This is a genomic window from Rothia nasisuis (assembly GCF_928381405.1).
Lineage (GTDB): Bacteria > Actinomycetota > Actinomycetes > Actinomycetales > Micrococcaceae > Rothia > Rothia nasisuis.
On the sequence record NZ_CAKMSB010000064.1, the window covers coordinates 1 to 389 of the forward strand.

1 protein-coding gene is annotated in these 389 nt (G+C 40.4%); it reads left to right on the forward strand.

From position 1 onward, the window contains the following. On the forward strand, window positions 1–389 hold a 389-nt coding region (locus tag L6966_RS12040; protein WP_237233481.1), incomplete at both ends, for an aminotransferase class III-fold pyridoxal phosphate-dependent enzyme.

Here is a 389-nt window from a genome sequence, read left to right on the forward strand (position 1 = left end):
GTTCTCCAGACTCAGCTGGTGTTCCAGAAAGCGTCGCACGTGAAGTCATTACTGTACCTTTCAATGATATTAACGCCTATAAAGAAGCAATTGAATTTTGGGGTGATGAAATTGCCGCAGTATTAGTAGAACCAATTGTTGGTAACTTTGGAATGGTAATGCCTCAACCTGGATTTTTAGAAGAGGTTAATGAAATTTCACATAACAATGGGACCCTAGTGATTTATGATGAAGTAATTACTGCATTCCGTTTCCATTACGGTGCCGCTCAAGATTTATTAGGTGTTATCCCTGATTTAACTGCATTTGGTAAAAATGTTGGCGGTGGTTTACCAATTGGAGGCTATGGTGGACGTCAAGATAGCATGGAACAAGTAGCACCTCTAGGA